The organism is Micromonospora ureilytica (genome assembly GCF_015751765.1).
Classification (GTDB): domain Bacteria; phylum Actinomycetota; class Actinomycetes; order Mycobacteriales; family Micromonosporaceae; genus Micromonospora; species Micromonospora ureilytica.
The window spans coordinates 6,922,835-6,939,887 of record NZ_JADOTX010000001.1 but is presented as its reverse complement, the minus strand read 5'-3'; the positions used below and the strand labels follow the sequence as shown (position 1 = coordinate 6,939,887).

Annotated in this window: 15 protein-coding genes; 8 read left to right on the top strand and 7 right to left on the bottom strand. The window is 70.3% G+C overall.

What is annotated here, in order from left to right:
• Positions 1-17: 17 nt before the first annotated feature.
• The gene (locus IW248_RS31965; RefSeq protein WP_372432749.1) at positions 18-671 is read right to left on the bottom strand and encodes a TioE family transcriptional regulator; all 654 of its coding nucleotides are present in this window, start codon (positions 669-671) and stop codon (positions 18-20) included.
• A 135-nt stretch (positions 672-806) separates the two neighbouring features.
• On the opposite strand from IW248_RS31965, the gene IW248_RS31960 reads away from it, so the two are divergent.
• Entirely contained in the window at positions 807-2,402 is a 1,596-nt protein-coding gene (locus tag IW248_RS31960) for a DUF6194 family protein (RefSeq protein WP_196929864.1), read from the top strand.
• Positions 2,403-2,417: 15 nt separating this feature from the next.
• On the opposite strand, the gene IW248_RS31955 is transcribed toward IW248_RS31960, so the two are convergent.
• Positions 2,418-2,954, bottom strand: coding sequence for an HNH endonuclease (locus IW248_RS31955; protein ID WP_196929863.1), 537 nt, complete (start codon positions 2,952-2,954; stop codon positions 2,418-2,420).
• A 248-nt stretch (positions 2,955-3,202) separates the two neighbouring features.
• Between IW248_RS31955 and IW248_RS31950 the strand changes: the two genes are divergently transcribed.
• From IW248_RS31950 to IW248_RS31935, 4 genes are all read left to right on the top strand, one after another.
• Positions 3,203-3,706, top strand: a complete 504-nt coding sequence (locus IW248_RS31950; RefSeq protein WP_196929862.1) for an NUDIX hydrolase — start codon at positions 3,203-3,205, stop codon at positions 3,704-3,706.
• A gap of 90 nt (positions 3,707-3,796) precedes the next feature.
• Positions 3,797-4,855, top strand: a complete 1,059-nt coding sequence (locus IW248_RS31945) for a mechanosensitive ion channel family protein (RefSeq protein ID WP_196929861.1) — start codon at positions 3,797-3,799, stop codon at positions 4,853-4,855.
• Positions 4,856-5,087: 232 nt separating this feature from the next.
• On the top strand, positions 5,088-6,473 hold the full coding sequence (locus tag IW248_RS31940; RefSeq protein ID WP_196930453.1) for an MFS transporter: 1,386 nt from the start codon (positions 5,088-5,090) through the stop codon (positions 6,471-6,473).
• Positions 6,474-6,631: 158 nt separating this feature from the next.
• Positions 6,632-7,021: a globin gene (locus tag IW248_RS31935; RefSeq protein WP_196929860.1), complete on the top strand. Its 390-nt coding sequence runs from the start codon at positions 6,632-6,634 to the stop codon at positions 7,019-7,021.
• A gap of 22 nt (positions 7,022-7,043) precedes the next feature.
• Here IW248_RS31935 and IW248_RS31930 read toward each other — a convergent pair whose 3' ends face one another.
• From IW248_RS31930 to ettA, 4 genes are all read right to left on the bottom strand, one after another.
• Complete coding sequence (locus IW248_RS31930; protein WP_030333460.1) at positions 7,044-7,628, bottom strand: type III secretion system chaperone family protein; 585 nt, start codon at positions 7,626-7,628, stop codon at positions 7,044-7,046.
• 131 nt (positions 7,629-7,759) lie between these two features.
• Positions 7,760-8,482, bottom strand: a complete 723-nt coding sequence (locus IW248_RS31925; protein WP_196929859.1) for a DUF8185 domain-containing protein — start codon at positions 8,480-8,482, stop codon at positions 7,760-7,762.
• 11 nt (positions 8,483-8,493) lie between these two features.
• Positions 8,494-8,940 (bottom strand): acyl-CoA thioesterase, encoded by a 447-nt coding sequence (locus IW248_RS31920; protein WP_112584127.1) that lies wholly within the window; start codon positions 8,938-8,940, stop codon positions 8,494-8,496.
• A gap of 12 nt (positions 8,941-8,952) precedes the next feature.
• Entirely contained in the window at positions 8,953-10,629 is a 1,677-nt protein-coding gene (gene ettA, locus IW248_RS31915) for an energy-dependent translational throttle protein EttA (protein ID WP_124817258.1), read from the bottom strand.
• Positions 10,630-10,839: 210 nt separating this feature from the next.
• On the opposite strand from ettA, the gene IW248_RS31910 reads away from it, so the two are divergent.
• The 3 genes from IW248_RS31910 to otsB all read left to right on the top strand — a co-directional run bounded on the left by IW248_RS31910 (position 10,840) and on the right by otsB (position 15,653).
• Positions 10,840-11,502, top strand: a complete 663-nt coding sequence (locus IW248_RS31910) for a PIN domain-containing protein (protein WP_196929858.1) — start codon at positions 10,840-10,842, stop codon at positions 11,500-11,502.
• 144 nt (positions 11,503-11,646) lie between these two features.
• Positions 11,647-13,047 (top strand): alpha,alpha-trehalose-phosphate synthase (UDP-forming), encoded by a 1,401-nt coding sequence (locus IW248_RS31905; RefSeq protein ID WP_030333449.1) that lies wholly within the window; start codon positions 11,647-11,649, stop codon positions 13,045-13,047.
• A gap of 41 nt (positions 13,048-13,088) precedes the next feature.
• The gene (otsB, locus tag IW248_RS31900) at positions 13,089-15,653 is read left to right on the top strand and encodes a trehalose-phosphatase (protein ID WP_196930452.1); all 2,565 of its coding nucleotides are present in this window, start codon (positions 13,089-13,091) and stop codon (positions 15,651-15,653) included.
• A gap of 52 nt (positions 15,654-15,705) precedes the next feature.
• Here otsB and IW248_RS31895 read toward each other — a convergent pair whose 3' ends face one another.
• Positions 15,706-16,992 (bottom strand): hypothetical protein, encoded by a 1,287-nt coding sequence (locus IW248_RS31895; RefSeq protein WP_196929857.1) that lies wholly within the window; start codon positions 16,990-16,992, stop codon positions 15,706-15,708.
• Positions 16,993-17,053: the final 61 nt, after the last annotated feature.

Here is a 17,053-nt window from a genome sequence, read left to right as displayed (position 1 = left end):
GTGTAGAACCAGATGTTCTACACTGCGAGCCTGTTCGCGGCGTCGACGTAATCGGCGAGCCGGGCGGCCCCGGTGAGCATGGCCCGACCGCGCTCGGTGAGACGTTGTCGCCACTGCCGCAGCGACGCGGCGAGCGGTTCAGCGCCGCCGGCGTCGCGCACTCGACGCAGCACGCCGGCGATGTGGTCGAGCCGGTACCCGCCACGGCGCAGCAGGTGGGCGAGTTCGGCGTCCCGGACGTCGTCGGGAAGGTAGAGCCGGTAGTGGGTCACCGGATCACGTGCCGGCCGCAGCACCCCGGCCCGCTCCCATTTGCGCAGGGTGGCTGGCTGGAGACCGAGCCGGTGGGCCAGCACGCTGATCGGCACGGCTTTCTGGCTCTGCGGTTGCGGTCTCGTTCCGGTGAGCGTCGCCACCGCCCTCTCCACCGCGTCCAGGGTCTCCCGATCGCGCTGGAGCAGGGCATGGCCCTGGTCGACGGTGCGCAGCGCCGTGTCGATGTCGCCCCGGTTGACGGCCCGCATGATCTCGCCGCTGGCCGCATAGCCGTGGCCCGTGATCAAGGCGAGGTAGGCACTCAGTGCCTTGACGTGCAGCTCGGTGAAGCGACGGTAGCCGTTCGGGGTGCGCTGGGCCGGCGGCAGGACGCCGTCTCGTTCGTAGTTGCGCACTGCCTGTGCGGAAAGACCGTGGGCGCGCGCAAGATCGACCGGTCGGCGTACCCCTGTGTTTGAAGGTTTTTGGGTCGTCACCGTGCTCCGTTGCTCGTGAGTCTCAACCGCTGGTTCAACGATACGGTTCATGGAATGGCATCTTTTCTCGACCTGCTGGCGGTATCCCCGGACCTGCTCGCGCTCGGCGAACCAACGCATGGTGAGTCCGCCTTCCTGCAGCTCCGCAACGAGGCCTTCATGTCGCTGACGGAGCATGGCTACCGCTCGATCGCCGTGGAGAGCGACCGAGCGGCCGGGCTGATCGCCGACGCGTTCGTGCAGGGCGTCGCCGACGTGACGCTCGACCGCGCGCTCGCCGAAGGGTTCAGCCACGGGTTCGGCGCGGCACCGGCCAACCGCGACCTCCTGCTGCGGATGCGGGAATGGAACGCCGGACGGCCGGTCACCGAGCGCCTGACGTTCCACGGCTTCGACGCCCCGGTGGAACTGGAGAGCGCTCCGAGCCCGCGCCGCCACCTCAACCAGGTCTGCCACTTCCTCGACCTGGACCGGTCGGCCGAGATCGACGACCTGATCGGGGACGAGGCACTGTGGAATGACACGGCCGCGATCTGGGAACCGGGCCGGTCCGTCGGGCGCTCGACCGACGCCCAGCGACTGCGGGTGCTCGCCGACGACCTGGTGACCGAGTTGTACCTGCGGGCGCCGTGGAAGTCAGCGGGCTGGCAGGCGGCGTTCGTGCACGCCACGGCTGCGGTCGCGTTGCTGCGTTACCACGCCGCGGCCGCCGCGCCACTGGCCCAGGAGGAACGCTTCGCCCGCCTGGCCGCGGTCCGGGACGCGCTGATGGCCGAGAACCTGCTCGCGATCCGATCGGCCGAGGCACACCGTGGGCCCACACTGGTCTTCGCGCACAACACGCACCTCCAGCGCCAGCAGAGCACGATGACCCTGGCCAGCATGCAGGTGTCCTGGGCCGGCGCCGGGGCGATCGTCGCGTCGCTGCTGGGCGACCGGTACGCGGTGATCGCCGGCAGCCTCGGCGCGAGCCCGGCGCTCGGCATCGGGCCGCCCGCCCCCGCCACCTACGAAGGCAGACTCCAACAGGAGACCAGCCTTCCCCGGTACCTGCCGACGTCCGACATCGCAGCGGCCGAGCAGCGAACGCACGACTACCGCTACTTCCCGCTGGACCGGACGATCATCGAGCACGCCGACGCGATCCTGCACATTCCGACAGGTGTCGACGCGGCCGTGCTCGCCGAACGGATCGTCGCGCTGCCCGACGTCGAGCAGGTCGTGGCGAGCGAGGAGAACGGATCACCCGAGGCGGCCTGGGGCGACCGGTTCTTCTTCGTCGGCCCGGACCGTCGCCAGCCGTTCGCCACAATCGTCGAGCACGACGTGCCCGGCTTCGACGAGGCCGCACAGCTTGACCGCCCCGGCGTCTTCCGCCTCAACCTGGACCTGGGGCGGGCCGAGTTCGAGCGGCGGTTCGGCTTCCCGCCGAAGGCGTTCGAGGAGCACCGGCACGAGTTCGACTTCGCCCGACTGGACACCCTCGTGCCGCACCCGGGCTACGCCCAACACGGCTTCGCCGGCATCGTCATGCCCGGCCCGCAGCTGCTGCCCGAGATCGACGGGCTACTCGCGATCGCGCACGGCCGAGCGGTCGACCGCCGGGAGCGCGCAGCGCGCCGTGCGACCCGACCTGAACCCGAAGCCTGACCGCGTCCTTCCGACTCAGGCGGCCGCCTCGGGCTCCCGCAGGTCCAGCCAGTCGGCCCAGCGGGGGTCAGGGGCGCGGTGCCCGAGCACCCGCCAGGCGGTGCCCTTCGGGGCCGCCGGCAACGCGTGTAACCGCCACCCCATCTCGGCCGGGGTCTTGTCGCCCTTGGTGTGGTTGCAGCGGGCGCACGCGGCGACCACGTTCTCCCAGGCGTGCCGGCCGCCCCGGCTGCGCGGAAAGACGTGGTCGATGGTCTCGGCCGGACCCCGGCAGTAGGCGCACCGCCACCCGTCCCGGGCGAAGATCGCCCGCCGGGACAGCCCGACATGTGTTCGGTACGGCACCCGGACAAAGCGCGTCAACCGGACCACGGATGGCACCGGGAGCGCGTTCCGGGCGCTGTGCAAAATGCCGTCACCATCGGCGACGCAGACCGCCTTGGCGGAGAGGACGAGGATCGCGGCGCGACGCACCGACACGACACACAGCGGCTCGTAGGTGGCGTTGAGGACCAACGCGCCGGAGCCCACCGTGGGTCGTATGTCAGGCATCGCGCTCACCCTCCCGGTTCAGCGGCTGCTGGGGACCGCCGCCGACCGGGGCCGGGCACAACGGCCCACACGGTCGACGCCGGGCCGATCACCGACGTCCGTTGCGCCAATAGTCCCTGATCGGACCCCGGATTGCACGTACTAATCCCGCATGGGGTATGAGGATCATCCGCAACCGGACGGATCGCCGCTGCGGCGCACCCGTAACCAGGTGGACGGGCTGGCTCGGCGACGGACAGCATCGGGCGGTGCACATCGCAGCGGACGGGGAAGCCGTCGACATCATCACGGTTGGGGACCACTGGCAGTCCTCCTGGTATCCGCCCTCGAACCTCCCCACTGGCACTCCACACGGATCGACCGGGGTCTGCACAGTCGGCGATCGTGTGGTCCTGGTCAGCGATGACGGCAGACACTGGCAGCTGCCGGGCGGACGCCCGGAGGACGGCGAGGACTGGTCCGACACCCTGGCCCGCGAGGTGAGCGAGGAGGCGTGCGCGACGGTGCTCGACTGTCGACTGCTGGGCTTCAGCCGCGGGGTGTGCGTGCGGGGGCCAGAGCAGGGTCTCGTGCTCGTGCGGGCCCTGTGGCGCGCCGACGTCCGCCTGGACGCCTGGAGGCCCGCGCACGAAATGGTCGAGCGGCGCCTCGTCCCTCCGGAAAGCGTGTGGGATGCGTTGACCGTGCCTGTCGACTGGGAGCCGATCTACCGCCGAATCTTGGTCGAGGCAGGCATCCCGGCTGGTCGGTAGCCTTTGGTTGGCCCTGGGCCACCGGCCTCAACGCCGGATTTCCTCGCTGCGGTGATCGACCGGTGGGTCGGCGGTGGGCGCTCGGGCCCCTTGCGGTACGAAGACATAGTGAGTGCCGCCAGCGTGACGCCCCTAGCCCTGTCCGACGCCGTCTCGGTGAGCTGCCAGGGCAGCACCTCCTGCGAGTGGCTCTACCGGATCACCGGGTCCGCCTGGTTCGCCGAGGGAAGCTACTGGATCCTGCTCAAACCGCTTCGGGTGCTGCTGATCCTGGCACTCGCGATGGTGGCCCGCTGGGCGCTGCACCGGACGATCGACCGGCTGGTGCGGACGACCACCGACGGTGCGGTGCCGACGATGCTGCGGCCACTACGCGAGCGGGTGCCCACCGCCGCGGTCGACCCGGCCGAGTTCGTACCCGAGCGGCGACGGCAGCGGGCCGAGGCGATCGGGTCGGTGCTGCGCAGCCTGACCACCGCGTTCGTCTTCGGCATCGCGCTGCTGATGATCCTGCGCGAATTCAGCTTCGACCTGGCGCCGCTGCTGGCCAGCGCGGGGATCGCCGGCGTCGCGCTGGGCTTCGGTGCGCAGAGCCTGGTGAAGGACCTGATCGCCGGCCTCTTCATGCTGATCGAGGACCAGTACGGCGTGGGCGACAACGTCGACCTGGGCGAGGCGATGGGCGTGGTCGAGTCGGTCGGCCTACGGGTCACCACAGTGCGCGACGGCCGCGGCGTGCTCTGGTACATCCGCAACGGCGAGATCATCCGGGTGGGGAACAAGAGCCAGGGCTGGGCCCTCGTGGTGGTGGACCTTCCGATCGGTTTCAACAGCACCGAGGAGGCCACCGCGGTGCTACGGACTGCGGCCGCCTCGGTCGCCATGGACCCGGAGCTGTCGCCGGAGATCGTGGAGGCGCCCGAGGTGCTGGGCGTCGAGCAGGTGACGGTGGACGGCGCCGTCATCCGCACCGTGGTGAAGACGACAGCGGACGGGCAGTTCGCGGTGGGCCGGGAGTTGCGTCGGCGTCTCGCGGAGGCTCTGGAGAATTCGGGGATCACGGCGCAGATCGCGGCCGCCCGCATCTATCCCGGTCTGTCGACCCGGCCGTTGCCCGAAGGTGAGACCGGGCAGGGCGGCGCCACCTGACCCCGCGACATTGTCCTGCTATTCAGGGGTCGCGAGCCGGCCGGCCCCTCGGGTATCGTCCGTTCGTTCAGTCGGGGAGGCGACGAACGACCCGTTCGACCTAGCTAGTTGTCAGACGATCGGGCAGAATCCGGAGCACGCGTTCCCACCGACGCGTGATCACATCCTCGCTGATCCGTAGATCTGACGAGAGCTTCCGGCGGTGCTGCCACGAGCGGCCGAGCCGGAGCCGATGGAGGCGACGGTGCCTAACGAGCGACCTTCCGCGGAAGGTCCCGCCACGTTTCGCGAAGTGTTCGCCCAGCACGAGTTCCGGGCTGTGTTCGTGGCCGGCGCTCTCTCCTGGGTCGGCGACTATGTCGCGAAGGCCGCCGTCACCCTGCTCGTCTATCAGCAGACCCGGTCCGTCGCGCTGTCCGCGGCCGCCTTCGCGGTCAGCTTCCTGCCGTGGTTGCTCGGCGGTCCCGTGCTCGCCGCACTCGCGGAGCGGTACCCGTACCGACGGGTGATGGTGGCGTGCGACCTCATCCGGATGGCGCTGATGGTGCTCATCGCCATTCCCAGCCTGCCGTACCAGGTGGTGCTGGTGCTCATCTTCGCCGCCACGTTGGCCAACCCACCGAGCCAGGCGGCGAAGTCCGCGCTGATCCCGCAGTTGCTCACCGGGGACCGACTGGTGGTGGGGCTGTCGGTGAACGGCAGCGTCGGGCAGGCCGCCCAGGTCGTGGGGTACGTCTTCGGCGCCGCTGTCGCCGCGATCAACCCGGAGGTGGCGCTGCTGTTCAACGCGGCCACGTTCGGCCTCTCGGCGCTGTTGGTTCGCCTCGGTGTGCGCGACCGCCCGGCGGTGATGAACCCGGCGCACCGCAGTCACCTGCTGCGGGAGACTCGCCAGGGGTTCGGCATCGTCTTCCGTACACCTGTGCTGCGGGCCATCGCGGTGCTGGTGTTCAGCGCGATGCTCTTCTCGATCGTGCCGGAGGGGCTGGCCGCGGCCTGGGCCAATGACGAGAGCCGTGGTGCGGTGAGCGCGGGCACAGCGCAAGCGGCGATCATGGTGGCGAACCCGGTCGGCTTCATCCTCGGTGGGTTGCTGGTGAGTCGCCTGTTCGGGCCGACTCGCCGACTGAAGCTGATGCGGCCGCTCGCGGTGCTCGCCCCGTTGGTGCTCGTACCGGTGCTGCTCGACCCGCCGCCGTTGGTGGTCGCGCTGCTCGCCGCGCTCTGCGGGTTCGCGGTCGCGGGCATGATGCCGATGGCCAACGGGTTGTTCGTCCAGGCGCTGCCGAACGGGTTCCGGGCCCGCGCCTTCGGCGTGATGGCAACGGGTGTGCAGGTCATCCAGGGTTTCGCGGTGCTGGTAACCGGGGTGCTCGCCGAGCGGTTCCCCATCCCGATCGTGGTCGGGGTGTGGAGCGCGGCCGGGGTGGTGCTGATGGTGGTGGCCACGTTGCGCTGGCCGGACCGGCAGACGGTGGACGACGCGATCACTGCCGCCTCGACGGCCAACGCCGATCCGCCGCCCTCCGGGCCCGACGGTCCGGCCGGCGACGGCTCGGTCGGAGGCACCGCCGACCCGCACGCCGGTGACGGCCACCGCCGGCACGCGGTGACCTGACCCGTCGAGCCGACCTCGACCGGAGCGGGTGCCCGGCATTCGGAGGCGTCGACCCGGCGTGATCCGACGCACGCCGTGCGGGTCGGGTCGGCACCGGGCACACCTGGCAGGATGGAACTGTGACTTCCGCAGGCGAATCCGACCGTCCCGGTGCGTCGATGACCCTCTTCGAAGCGGTCGGTGGCGAACCCACCTTCCGCAAGTTGGTCGACGAGTTCTACGCCGGTATCGCCACCGATCCCCTGCTGCGGCCCATGTACCCGGAGGAGGACCTGGGCCCGGCCGCCGACCGGATGACCCTGTTCCTGATGCAGTACTGGGGCGGGCCGAACACGTACTCCGCGCAGCGGGGGCACCCGCGGCTGCGAATGCGGCACGCGCCGTTCCGGATCGGCGCGGCCGAACGGGACGCCTGGCTGCGGAACATGCGCCGCGCCGTGGACCGGCTCGATCTTGAGCCGGAGATCGCCGGCACACTCTGGGACTACCTCGAGCGTGCCGCGTACTTCATGGTCAACGTCGAGGACGACCCGGCCAACGGTGTCTGACACCGCCCGACCCGAAGCGGCGTCAGAGCAGGGCGCCCTCGTCGTGCAGCCAGTCCACGAAGCTGGTGGCGACCGCCGCGCCGCAGTCGAGCATCTCGACCAGGAGCGCGTCGTGGGTGCCGGCGCCGAGTGGCACCTGGAGCTCGGCGTAGATCGGTAGCTGACCGCGTTCGGTCGGGTCACCGATGTACGCCTTGCAGAACCGGCGGGTGTGGTTCCACTCGTTGACCACCCGGTACGCCCGGTCGGCCCAGTCCGGCGGGACCGTGGCGTGCGGACGTGCCCGCATGACCAGGATCTCGTCCTCCGGACCTTCGAGGGTGACCAGCACCGCGTGCCGCTCCCACATCGCCAGCAGGTTGCCGTCGCCGTCGGCCAGGTAACGCACGTCGAGCAGGTCGAGTGCGTCACAGACCCGGCGCAGACTCACCGGCTCGACGGTGGCGGGCATCTCGGTCAGCACTGGCCGCTCGTTGGACGGGCAGTCGTCCCCCGGCTGGCGAGGGCTGGGCGGCCCGATCCGGACCGCACTGTCGACTGTGATCCCGCTTCGGGTTTCCGGATCGCCGCCGTCGGCGGGACCGGGGCGCCATGACCACCACGGCATCGCTCGCGCACCTCACTCCCCAGCGGATCCAGACGCCTACGGTGCGTTGGATCCGAGGATGGACGGTACCCGGACAGCCGGGTTGAAGCACCCCCCCAACGACCGCCCCTGACCAGAAGAATGATTCGGGGTCATCCGTTCGGACGAGCGCTGAGGGGTGTCACGGCAAGATCCGTGGCCTTCTGCAACCAAGCCGCTCCGTGCGGTCCCACCAGGCCGACCCAGCGTCCGGCCACCCGCACCTGAACGGCGTTCCCGCCCTCGTCGGCCGGCGAGCCGTCAGCGGCGCCGAGGAAGCCCATTCGGACCACCCCCTGCACCAGCCGCTGCGGCACCTCGACCGGCGCGGCGGGCGCCCCGTCCGGGGTGATCAGCACCGCCACGTGGTCGAGCAACGCGTCACGCAGGGCCCGCTGGCCCACGGCACGGCCGGCCACACCCTGCTCGCTCGCCGTCCGCAGGGTGCCGGCCGCCGCGTCCGCGATCCGTCGCAACTCGGCGACGGGCAGCGCCTCCACCTGGCGGCTCCGCATCGGCGGCAGCGGCCACCGCCACTGGGCGTCCCGGCGGGTCGGCAGGGCCGCGCCGCCGCGCTCCAGCTCGGCGAGCAGCTCCGTGGCCGCCACCGTGACGTCCTCGGCGGCACCGTCGGCCGGCCCGCCGGCAACCGTGCGGACCACCAGAACCTGCCACGGCAGCCGGGCCCACAGCGCGACCCGGCCGGGTGCGCCGGCCGGCCGCAGCCGGACCGGCGCGACCGGATCCAGCCGGACCAGCCGGGCCAGGAAGGCGCCCGCGTCCGCCACCCCGGCGACACCATGCGTGGACGCCGCCACCCGGCCAGGCTCAGCCATGCCCGGCCGGGTCACGCCACACCGCCCTGCGGCGCGTACGTGAGCAGGAAGTCCCGTTCCTCGGTGGTGATCCGCCGGGGCACCTGGCGGGTCAGATCGAACGGCACCAGCACCGAGCGGGCACGACTGGCCAGCACCTCACCGTCGTACAGCTCGTAGGCGACGGTGAACCGGGAGGCCCGGATCTCCTCCACCCACAGCTCGATCCGCACGGTGGGTGCCGCCTCCGCGGTGGCCCGACCGAGCGCGTAGTCGACCGGGCGCAGGTAGTCGACCTCGTGCCGGCGGATCACCACCCCGTCGGCGAACGAGCCGACCCCCCAGGCCCGGCCGCCGGCGAACATCAACGCGACCCGCGCCTCCTCGTACAGGGTGAGGAAGCGCGAGTTGTTGACGTGGCCGTACGCGTCCAGGTCGGACCAGCGCAGGGTGCAGTGGTAGACGAAGCGGTCAGACACCGTCTCGGCCGGTCAGTCGCGGGTCAGCTTGCGGTACGTCACCCGGTGCGGCCGGGCGGCCTCCGCGCCGAGGCGGTCGATCTTGTTCTTCTCGTACGCCTCGAAGTTGCCCTCGAACCAGAACCACTTGGCCGGGTCCTGGTCGTCGCCCTCCCAGGCCAGAATGTGCGTGGCGACGCGGTCCAGGAACATCCGGTCGTGCGAGATGACCACGGCGCAGCCGGGGAACTCCAACAGCGCGTTCTCCAGGCTGGACAGCGTCTCCACGTCCAGGTCGTTCGTCGGCTCGTCGAGCAGGATGACGTTGCCGCCGATCTTCAGGGTCAGCGCCAGGTTGAGCCGGTTGCGCTCACCGCCGGAGAGCACCTTCGTCGGCTTCTGCTGGTCCGGGCCCTTGAAGCCGAACGCGGCGATGTACGCCCGCGACGGCATCTCGACCTTGCCCACCATCAGGTAGTCAAGTCCGTCGGAGACGACCTCCCAGACGGTCTTGTCGCCGTTGAGGCCCTCGCGGTTCTGGTCGACGTACGACAGCGAGACCGTCTCGCCGACCCGCACCTTGCCGTCCGTCGGCTGCTCCAGCCCGACGATGGTCTTGAAGAGCGTGGTCTTGCCGACGCCGTTGGGGCCGATGATGCCGACGATGCCGTTACGCGGCAGCGAGAACGACAGGTTGTCGATGAGGATTCGGTCGCCGAAGCCCTTGGTGAGGTTGTTCGCCTCGATCACCGTGCTGCCCAGGCGCGGACCCGGCGGGATCTGGATCTCCTCGAAGTCCAGCTTGCGGGTCTTCTCCGCCTCGTTGGCCATCTCGTCGTACCGGTCCAGACGGGCCTTGGACTTGGTCTGGCGGGCCTTGGCGTTGGAGCGGACCCACTCCAGCTCCTCGGTGAGGCGCTTCTTCATCTTGGCGTCGCGACGACCCTCGACGGCCAGCCGGGAGGCCTTCTTCTCCAGGTAGGTGGAGTAGTTGCCCTCGTACCCGATCGCCCGGCCGCGGTCCAGCTCCAGGATCCAGCCGGCCACCTTGTCGAGGAAGTACCGGTCGTGGGTGATCGCCATGACGGTGCCCGCGTACTTCGCCAGGTGCTGCTCCAGCCAGGAGACGCTCTCCGCGTCCAGGTGGTTGGTGGGCTCGTCCAGCAGCAGCAGGTCGGGCGCCTCCAGCAGCAGCTTGCAGAGCGCGACCCGGCGACGCTCACCACCGGAGAGCTGGGTCACGTCGGCGTCCGGCGGCGGGCAGCGCAGCGCGTCCATGGCCAGTTCGAGCTTGGAGTCGACGTCCCAGGCGTCGAGGTGGTCGAGCTCCTCCTGGAGCTTGCCCATCTCCTCCATCAGCTCGTCGGAGTAGTCGGTCGCCATCTGCTCGGCGATCTTGTTGAACCGCTCCAGCTTGGCCTTGGTCTCGGCGACCGCCTCCTCGACGTTGCCGAGCACGGTCTTGGCCTCGTTGAGCGGGGGCTCCTGGGCGAGCATGCCGACGGTGTACCCGGGCATGAGTCGGGCCTCGCCGTTGCTCGGCTTGTCCAGCCCTGCCATGATCTTGAGGAGGCTGGACTTACCCGCGCCGTTCGGACCGAGCACACCGATCTTGGCCCCCGGCAGGAAGCTCAACGTGACGTTGTCGAGCACGACCTTGTCGCCGTGCGCCTTGCGCGCCTTTTCCAGGACGTAGATGTACTGGGCCACGGTGCGGGCTACCTCCGTCGGTTGCTGTCGCTGATCGGCGGCGCGGCGCGAGCTGTGCGATCCGCCCGCCGCCGCCGGCCGGGAAGCCGGCCGCGCGCACGCCATCGTCAATCCTGACAGGTACGGCGCGCTTCGCCCACATCACCCCGCCCCAGGAGTACGCGGGCGCGCCGCGTTGCCACTCGGCAGTCCGCTTTTTATCGTGACTCGATGTCTACCGAGTTCGTCATCGAGCTGCCGGACGAGCTGGCCGACCGGCTGGCCGAGGAACCGGACATCTCGGCCTTTGTGACGGAGTGCGTACGAAAGGACATGGCCGACGAGCGCATCCTGCCCACACTCCGGGAGGCGGGCTTCGCGCTCTCTTCGGCCGACCTGAAGCAGGCCGGGCGGGTGTTGGACGCGGCGCTTGAGCTGATCACACCGGAGCTAAGTGCTCTCGTCGCGGGACCCAGGGCGGGCAGGCCGGATAGACCGGCGTTGGCTTCTGGCAGGTCGGCATTCGTCTTGGACACGCCTGCGCTGCTGGCCTTCGCCTGCGGTAACGAGGAGGTCGCCGCCAAAGTCTCGGTGGCCTCTGATCGCCGACTGACGGTGGTCATCCCAGCGGGTTGCCTGGCCAGCGCCTATCGGCAAACTCCTCAGGAGGGGTGGTGGGTGCTGGACCTCCTTGCCTCTCTACGCCCGACGCGGGTCAGGGCTCTGACCGCAGACTGCTCGGCCGCGCTGGGCCTGTGGTTGCGGAGTGCGCCGTCCATGGACCTGGCCCAGGCCGCGATGGAGGCGGCTCGGGCGATCACGCCGATCATGACGGATCGGCGGGAGCTGCTGGGCGAGGTGCTGCCGAAGGAGTGGCCGATCATCGACCTCTGACCGACGCGGTTGTCGACAAGATCACCTTCAGGATTTCGAGGAGTACGAGGCGGGTAGGAGACTCCGGCACGGGGCACAAGACGCCGCAGCTACGCTCAGTACGCTCATCGCGGTGGACCCGTCAGTACCCGGAGGTGGCCGATCGTGACCGTCCGTAGCTCCTTTGTCGTAGTGGCGAACCGTCTGCCGGTCGACGAGGTGAGCACACCCGAGGGCCGGCAGTGGCGGCGCAGCCCTGGCGGGCTGGTCACCGCGCTGCACCCCGTACTCGCCGAACACAAGGGCACCTGGGTCGGCTGGGCCGGTGGCACCGGCGCGGCCCCCGAGCCGTTCGACCTGGAGGGGATCCGGCTGCACCCGGTCCCGCTCAGCGCCGAGGAGCTGGAGCGCTACTACGAGGGCCAGTCCAACGCGACGATCTGGCCGCTCTACCACGACGCGGTGGAGACGCCGGCCTACAAGCGCCGGTGGCGGGAGGCGTACCGCCTGGTCAACGCCCGGTTCGCGGAGGCCGCGGCCGACGTGGCGGCCGAAGGCGCGACGGTCTGGGTGCAGGACTACCAGCTCCAGTTGGTGCCGGCGATGCTCCGTGAGCTCCGCCCGGACCTGCGGATCGGGTTCTTCCTGCACATCCCGTTCCCGCCGATCGAGCTGTTCATGCAGATGCCGTTCCGCACCGAGATCCTGCGCGGTCTGCTCGGCGCCGACCTGGTCGGTTTCCAGCAGCGGCTGGCGGCGCAGAACTTCGTCCGGCTGGCCCGGCACCTGCTCGGGTTGCGCTACGAGGGGCAGATGATCCAGGTCGACGGTCGGCAGGTGAAGGCGGGCGCCTTCCCCATCTCGATCGACACCCAGGAGATGGAACGGATGGCCGCTGACCCGGCGATCCAGGCCCGGGCCAAGCAGATTCGCGCCGAGCTGGGCGATCCGAAGACGATAATCCTGGGCGTGGACCGGCTGGATTACACCAAGGGCATCGAGTTGCGGCTCAAGGCCTTCCGGGAGCTGCTGGCTGACGGAAAGTTGACAGTTCCCGACGCGGTCATGGTTCAGGTCGCCACGCCCAGCCGCGAGCGCGTGGAGCACTACCAGGCACTACGGGTCAAGGTGGAGCGCGAGGTCGGTCGGATCAACGGCGAGTTCGGCAGGGTCGGCGTGCCGGCGGTCCATTATCTCCATCAGTCGTACAGTCGCAGTGAGCTGGCGGCGATGTACGTTGCTGCCGACGTGATGATGGTGACCCCGCTGCGAGACGGAATGAACCTCGTGGCGAAGGAATACGTAGCATCACGTGCCGACCAGGGTGGCGCGCTCGTCCTCAGTGAGTTCGCCGGCGCCGCCACCGAGCTTCGCCAGGCATTTTTGTGTAACCCGCACGACCCGGACGCGGTCAAGGACGCCCTGCTCCGGGCAGTGCACGTGGAGAAAACCGAGGCACGCCGCCGGATGCGGACAATGCAACGTCACCTGCGTACCCACGACGTGGGCCACTGGGCCAAGTCTTTCCTCTCGGAGCTCGGAGTTCCCGAGGCGGAGGCCGAGTGAACACGCCCGTCAACGATGGGGCGGCAATCGCCACCGGGGTCATGGACCCCGAGTTGCGCTCCGCCATCGGCCGGATCGCCCGGGTCCCCCAGCTCCTGGTCGCCTGCGACTATGACGGCACGCTGGCGCCGATCGTGGAGGACCCGAGCACAGCCGTCCCGCTGCCCGAGTCGGTGGCCGCGGTCCGCGCGCTTGCCGCGTTGCCGCAGACCACCGTGGCGGTGGTCTCCGGTCGGGCGCTGCGCGACCTGGCCGCACTCTCCCGGCTGCCCAGCGAGGTGCACCTCGTCGGCAGCCACGGCTCCGAGTTCGACATCGGCTTCGTCGAACGGCTCTCCCCCGAGCTGGTCGCGGTTCGCCAGCAGGTGCGCAACTCGCTTCGCGAGATCGCCGCCAAGCATCCGGGCATCCGGCTGGAACGCAAGCCGGCAAGCGTCGCGGTGCACACCCGTGGGGTCGACCCGCAGGTGGCCGCCGCCGCCATCGAGGCGGTCCGTAACGGCCCGGCCACCTTCGACGGCGTCACGGTGACCCAGGGCAAGGAGGTCATCGAGCTGTCCGTCGTGGCCACCCACAAGGGCACCGCACTCGACCAGTTGCGGACCCAACTCGCCTCCAGCGCGGTGCTGTTCATCGGCGACGACATCACCGACGAGAACGCGTTCGGTCACCTGCACGGTCCCGACCTCGGCATCAAGATTGGCCCCGGGGACACCAAGGCCAGCTACCGGGTCGCCGACCCGCTGGAGGCCGCTCGGTCGCTGGCGCTGCTGCTGGAGACCCGACGGCACTGGCTGTTCGGCGAGCGGGCGGTGCCGATCGAACGGCACTCCATGCTGGCCAACGGTCGTACCGTCGCTCTGCTCACCCCCGAGGCCAAGGTGAGCTGGCTCTGCCACCCCAAGCCGGACTCGGCGGCGATCTTCGCCGACCTGGTCGGTGGCAGCCCGGCCGGTCACTTCAGCGTCGCCCCGGAGCGCGGCGGCATCCCGCTGGGTCAGCGCTACCGCTCCGGCACGATGACCGTGGAAACTCGCTGGTCCGGGCTCACCGTCACCGACTGGCTGGACAAGCCGGCCCGGGAGACCACCCCGGACGACAGCCCGGCGGTCATCACCGGCGACTCGACACTGGTCCGGGTGCTGACCGGCAGTGGCAAGGCCAAGGTGGAGTTCGCGCCGAGGCCCGAGTTCGGTCAGGTCGCCGTGCAGTTGCAGCCGATCGGCGACGGTCTGCTGGTGCTCGGCTCCAACGAGCCGGTCGCGCTCTACGCCCCCGGGGTGGAGTGGGAGGTCGGCAACGACGGCGGGTACGAGACCGCCAAGGCGATCGTCGACCTCTCCGCCGCCGGTGGGCAGGTCGTGTTGGAGCTGCGCTTCGGCACGCACAGCCTGGAGCACCACCGGGTGCCGATCCACGAGCGTCAGGCCGCCGCCGAGCAGCCGTGGAAGGACTGGGTGGCCTCGCTGCGGCTGCCGTCCACCGCTCGTGACCTGGTCGCGCGCAGCGCCCTCACCCTGCGCGGGCTCTGCCACGAAGCCACCGGCTCGATCCTGGCGGCGGCGACCACCTCGCTCCCCGAGGAGCTGGGCGGGGTACGCAACTGGGACTACCGCTACTGCTGGCTGCGCGACGCCGCGCTGACCGCCCGCGCGCTTGTCGACCTGGGTTCCGTCGAGGAGGCCGAGGCGCTGCTGCGCTGGGTGGACGGCTGCATCGAGCGCACCGGCGGGCACCCGGAGCGCCTGCACCCGCTCTACACCATCGACGGCTACGAGCTGGGCGCCGAGGCGGTCATCGACACGCTGCCCGGGTACGCCGGCTCCCGTCCGGTCCGGGTCGGCAACCTCGCCAACCACCAGTTGCAGCTGGACGTCTTCGGCCCGATCGCCGACCTGATCGCGGCCGTCGCCGACGCTCGCGGTTCGGTCCGCGACGACGAGTGGCGGGTCCTGGAGAACATGGTCGAGGCGGTCCGCCGCCGCTGGCACGAGCCCGACCACGGCATCTGGGAGGCCCGGCTGCCACCCCGGCACCACGTGTTCTCCAAGGTGATGTGCTGGATGACCGTCGACCGCGCACTGCACGTGATGCGCGAGCACGGCGGCGAGGACCGGCCCGAGTGGAAGGACCTGCGGGACCGGATCGGCGCCAACGTGTTGGAGCACGGCTGGCACTCCGACGTCGAGGCGTACAGCGTCGCGTACGGGGACGAGGACATGGACGCCTCGTCACTCTGGATCGGGCTCTCCGGCCTGCTCCCGGGCGACGACCCGCGCTTCCTGTCCACCGTCCTGCGGATCGAGGCTGACCTGCGCAGCGGCCCGGTCGTCTACCGCTACCACTGGGACGACGGCCTGCCCGGTCGTGAGGGCGGTTTCCACATCTGCACGGCATGGCTGATCGAGGCGTACCTGCGCACCGGCCGCCGCACCGACGCCGAGGAGCTGTTCGCGCAGATGGTGCTGACCGCCGGCCCGACCGGGCTGCTCCCCGAGCAGTACGACCCGCTCGCCGAGCGCGGCCTGGGCAACCACCCGCAGGCGTACAGCCACCTCGGGTTGATCCGCTGTGCCCTGCTGCTGGACAACATGCTCAAGCAGTAGTTTCGACAGCACGTGTGAAGGGGCCGGAGCGCTTGCGCTCCGGCCCCTTCGGTCAGTGTGGGTACGGCAGGTTCGGTCGCCACCCGTACAGGTGGGCGTCGAGGTCGATGGGCACCGTCCAGTGCGCGTACGGCAGCACCGCGTTGCTGCCGCTGTGGATCAGGCAGAGCAGAGGGGCGTCCCCGGTGTGGTCGAGCGCGAGCTTCGGTTTACGGGCCGCGCCGACGCCGCCGAGGCCGAACAGGACAACCGGGTCCTGGACCGGAAGCCCCTGTGCCTGCCGGCCGTCACGCCAACCTCGGTACGCCGCGTCCAGCCGCCAGGGCGCGAGGTCGGCGAGACCGCGGTACAGGTTCGCCACCCAGGTCGGGGTGAGTTCGGCGTCGGAGAGCCGGTACGGCACCCCGGTCAGCAACGCCTCGAGTTCCGGGTCCGTCTCCACCCCGGCGTTGGTCAACGCCTCAAGCAACGCGCCACGGCGGACGGCCGCGACCGCAGGGGCGGCCTGCTCGACCCGGTCGACCTGCCAGCGAAGCCCTGCCGGGGTGTCCGCCTGTCGGCGGTCCCACAGCCAGCGGGCGCTGTCCCAGCGGTGCCGCTGGTTGGCCGGGATCAGGTCGTCGACGCCGAGGACCAAATCCTCGCCCTCGACCCGTGCGGTGAGCCACCGGCCCCGCAGGTGCGGCCGCTGTTCGTCGTAGCCGGCCAGTGCGACCACCGCGGACCGCAGGTAGGCACCTGTGTTCCCGCGCGGGAAGTGCCAGCACAACGCGGACCTGTCGATGGCGTCGAGGTCTGCGGCGGCCTCGTCCGACACCACGCCGATCCGGACCAGCGGCGATGCCGCGCTGGCCTGGCGATTGTCGAACTGTCGACGGTCCCGGCGCTGCCGTGTCTCGGCCCGCTCGACCGACGGGCTGACCGAGTAAGCCGCCTTCTTCCCCGCCCACCGCAGCACCTCCGCCCCGGCCTCCTGCGGGTCGCCGAAGAGCCGGAACGCCAGCAGCTCGTACTCGTCGGACCCGTCGTCCTCGGTCACCTGCACCTCGTACACCAGGTCGCCGGGCGATTCCAGGTCGTAGGCGGTGTGCGGGTCACGGCCGAACTCGTTGCCGACGAGCGAGTCGCCCGGCTGTTGGCGATAGCCACGGACCACAGTGACCAGGACGGCCCAGGAGCCGTCGACGTCCCCGCACCTCAGCGTCCGGACCGGAGCATCGCGCCACCTTGAGGGAAGGTCCTCGAAGGTGGTGGTCAGGCCGGGGCTTTCGCATCGCTGCGCGACGGGTGTCAGCAATTTTGTTCGCCACGTCTCGTGAGGATCCTTCACGGTGAGCATGAGCGACATTGTGTCCACAGCCACCGACAACCACCGCAGTTGGCAATCTTGGACAGTTTCC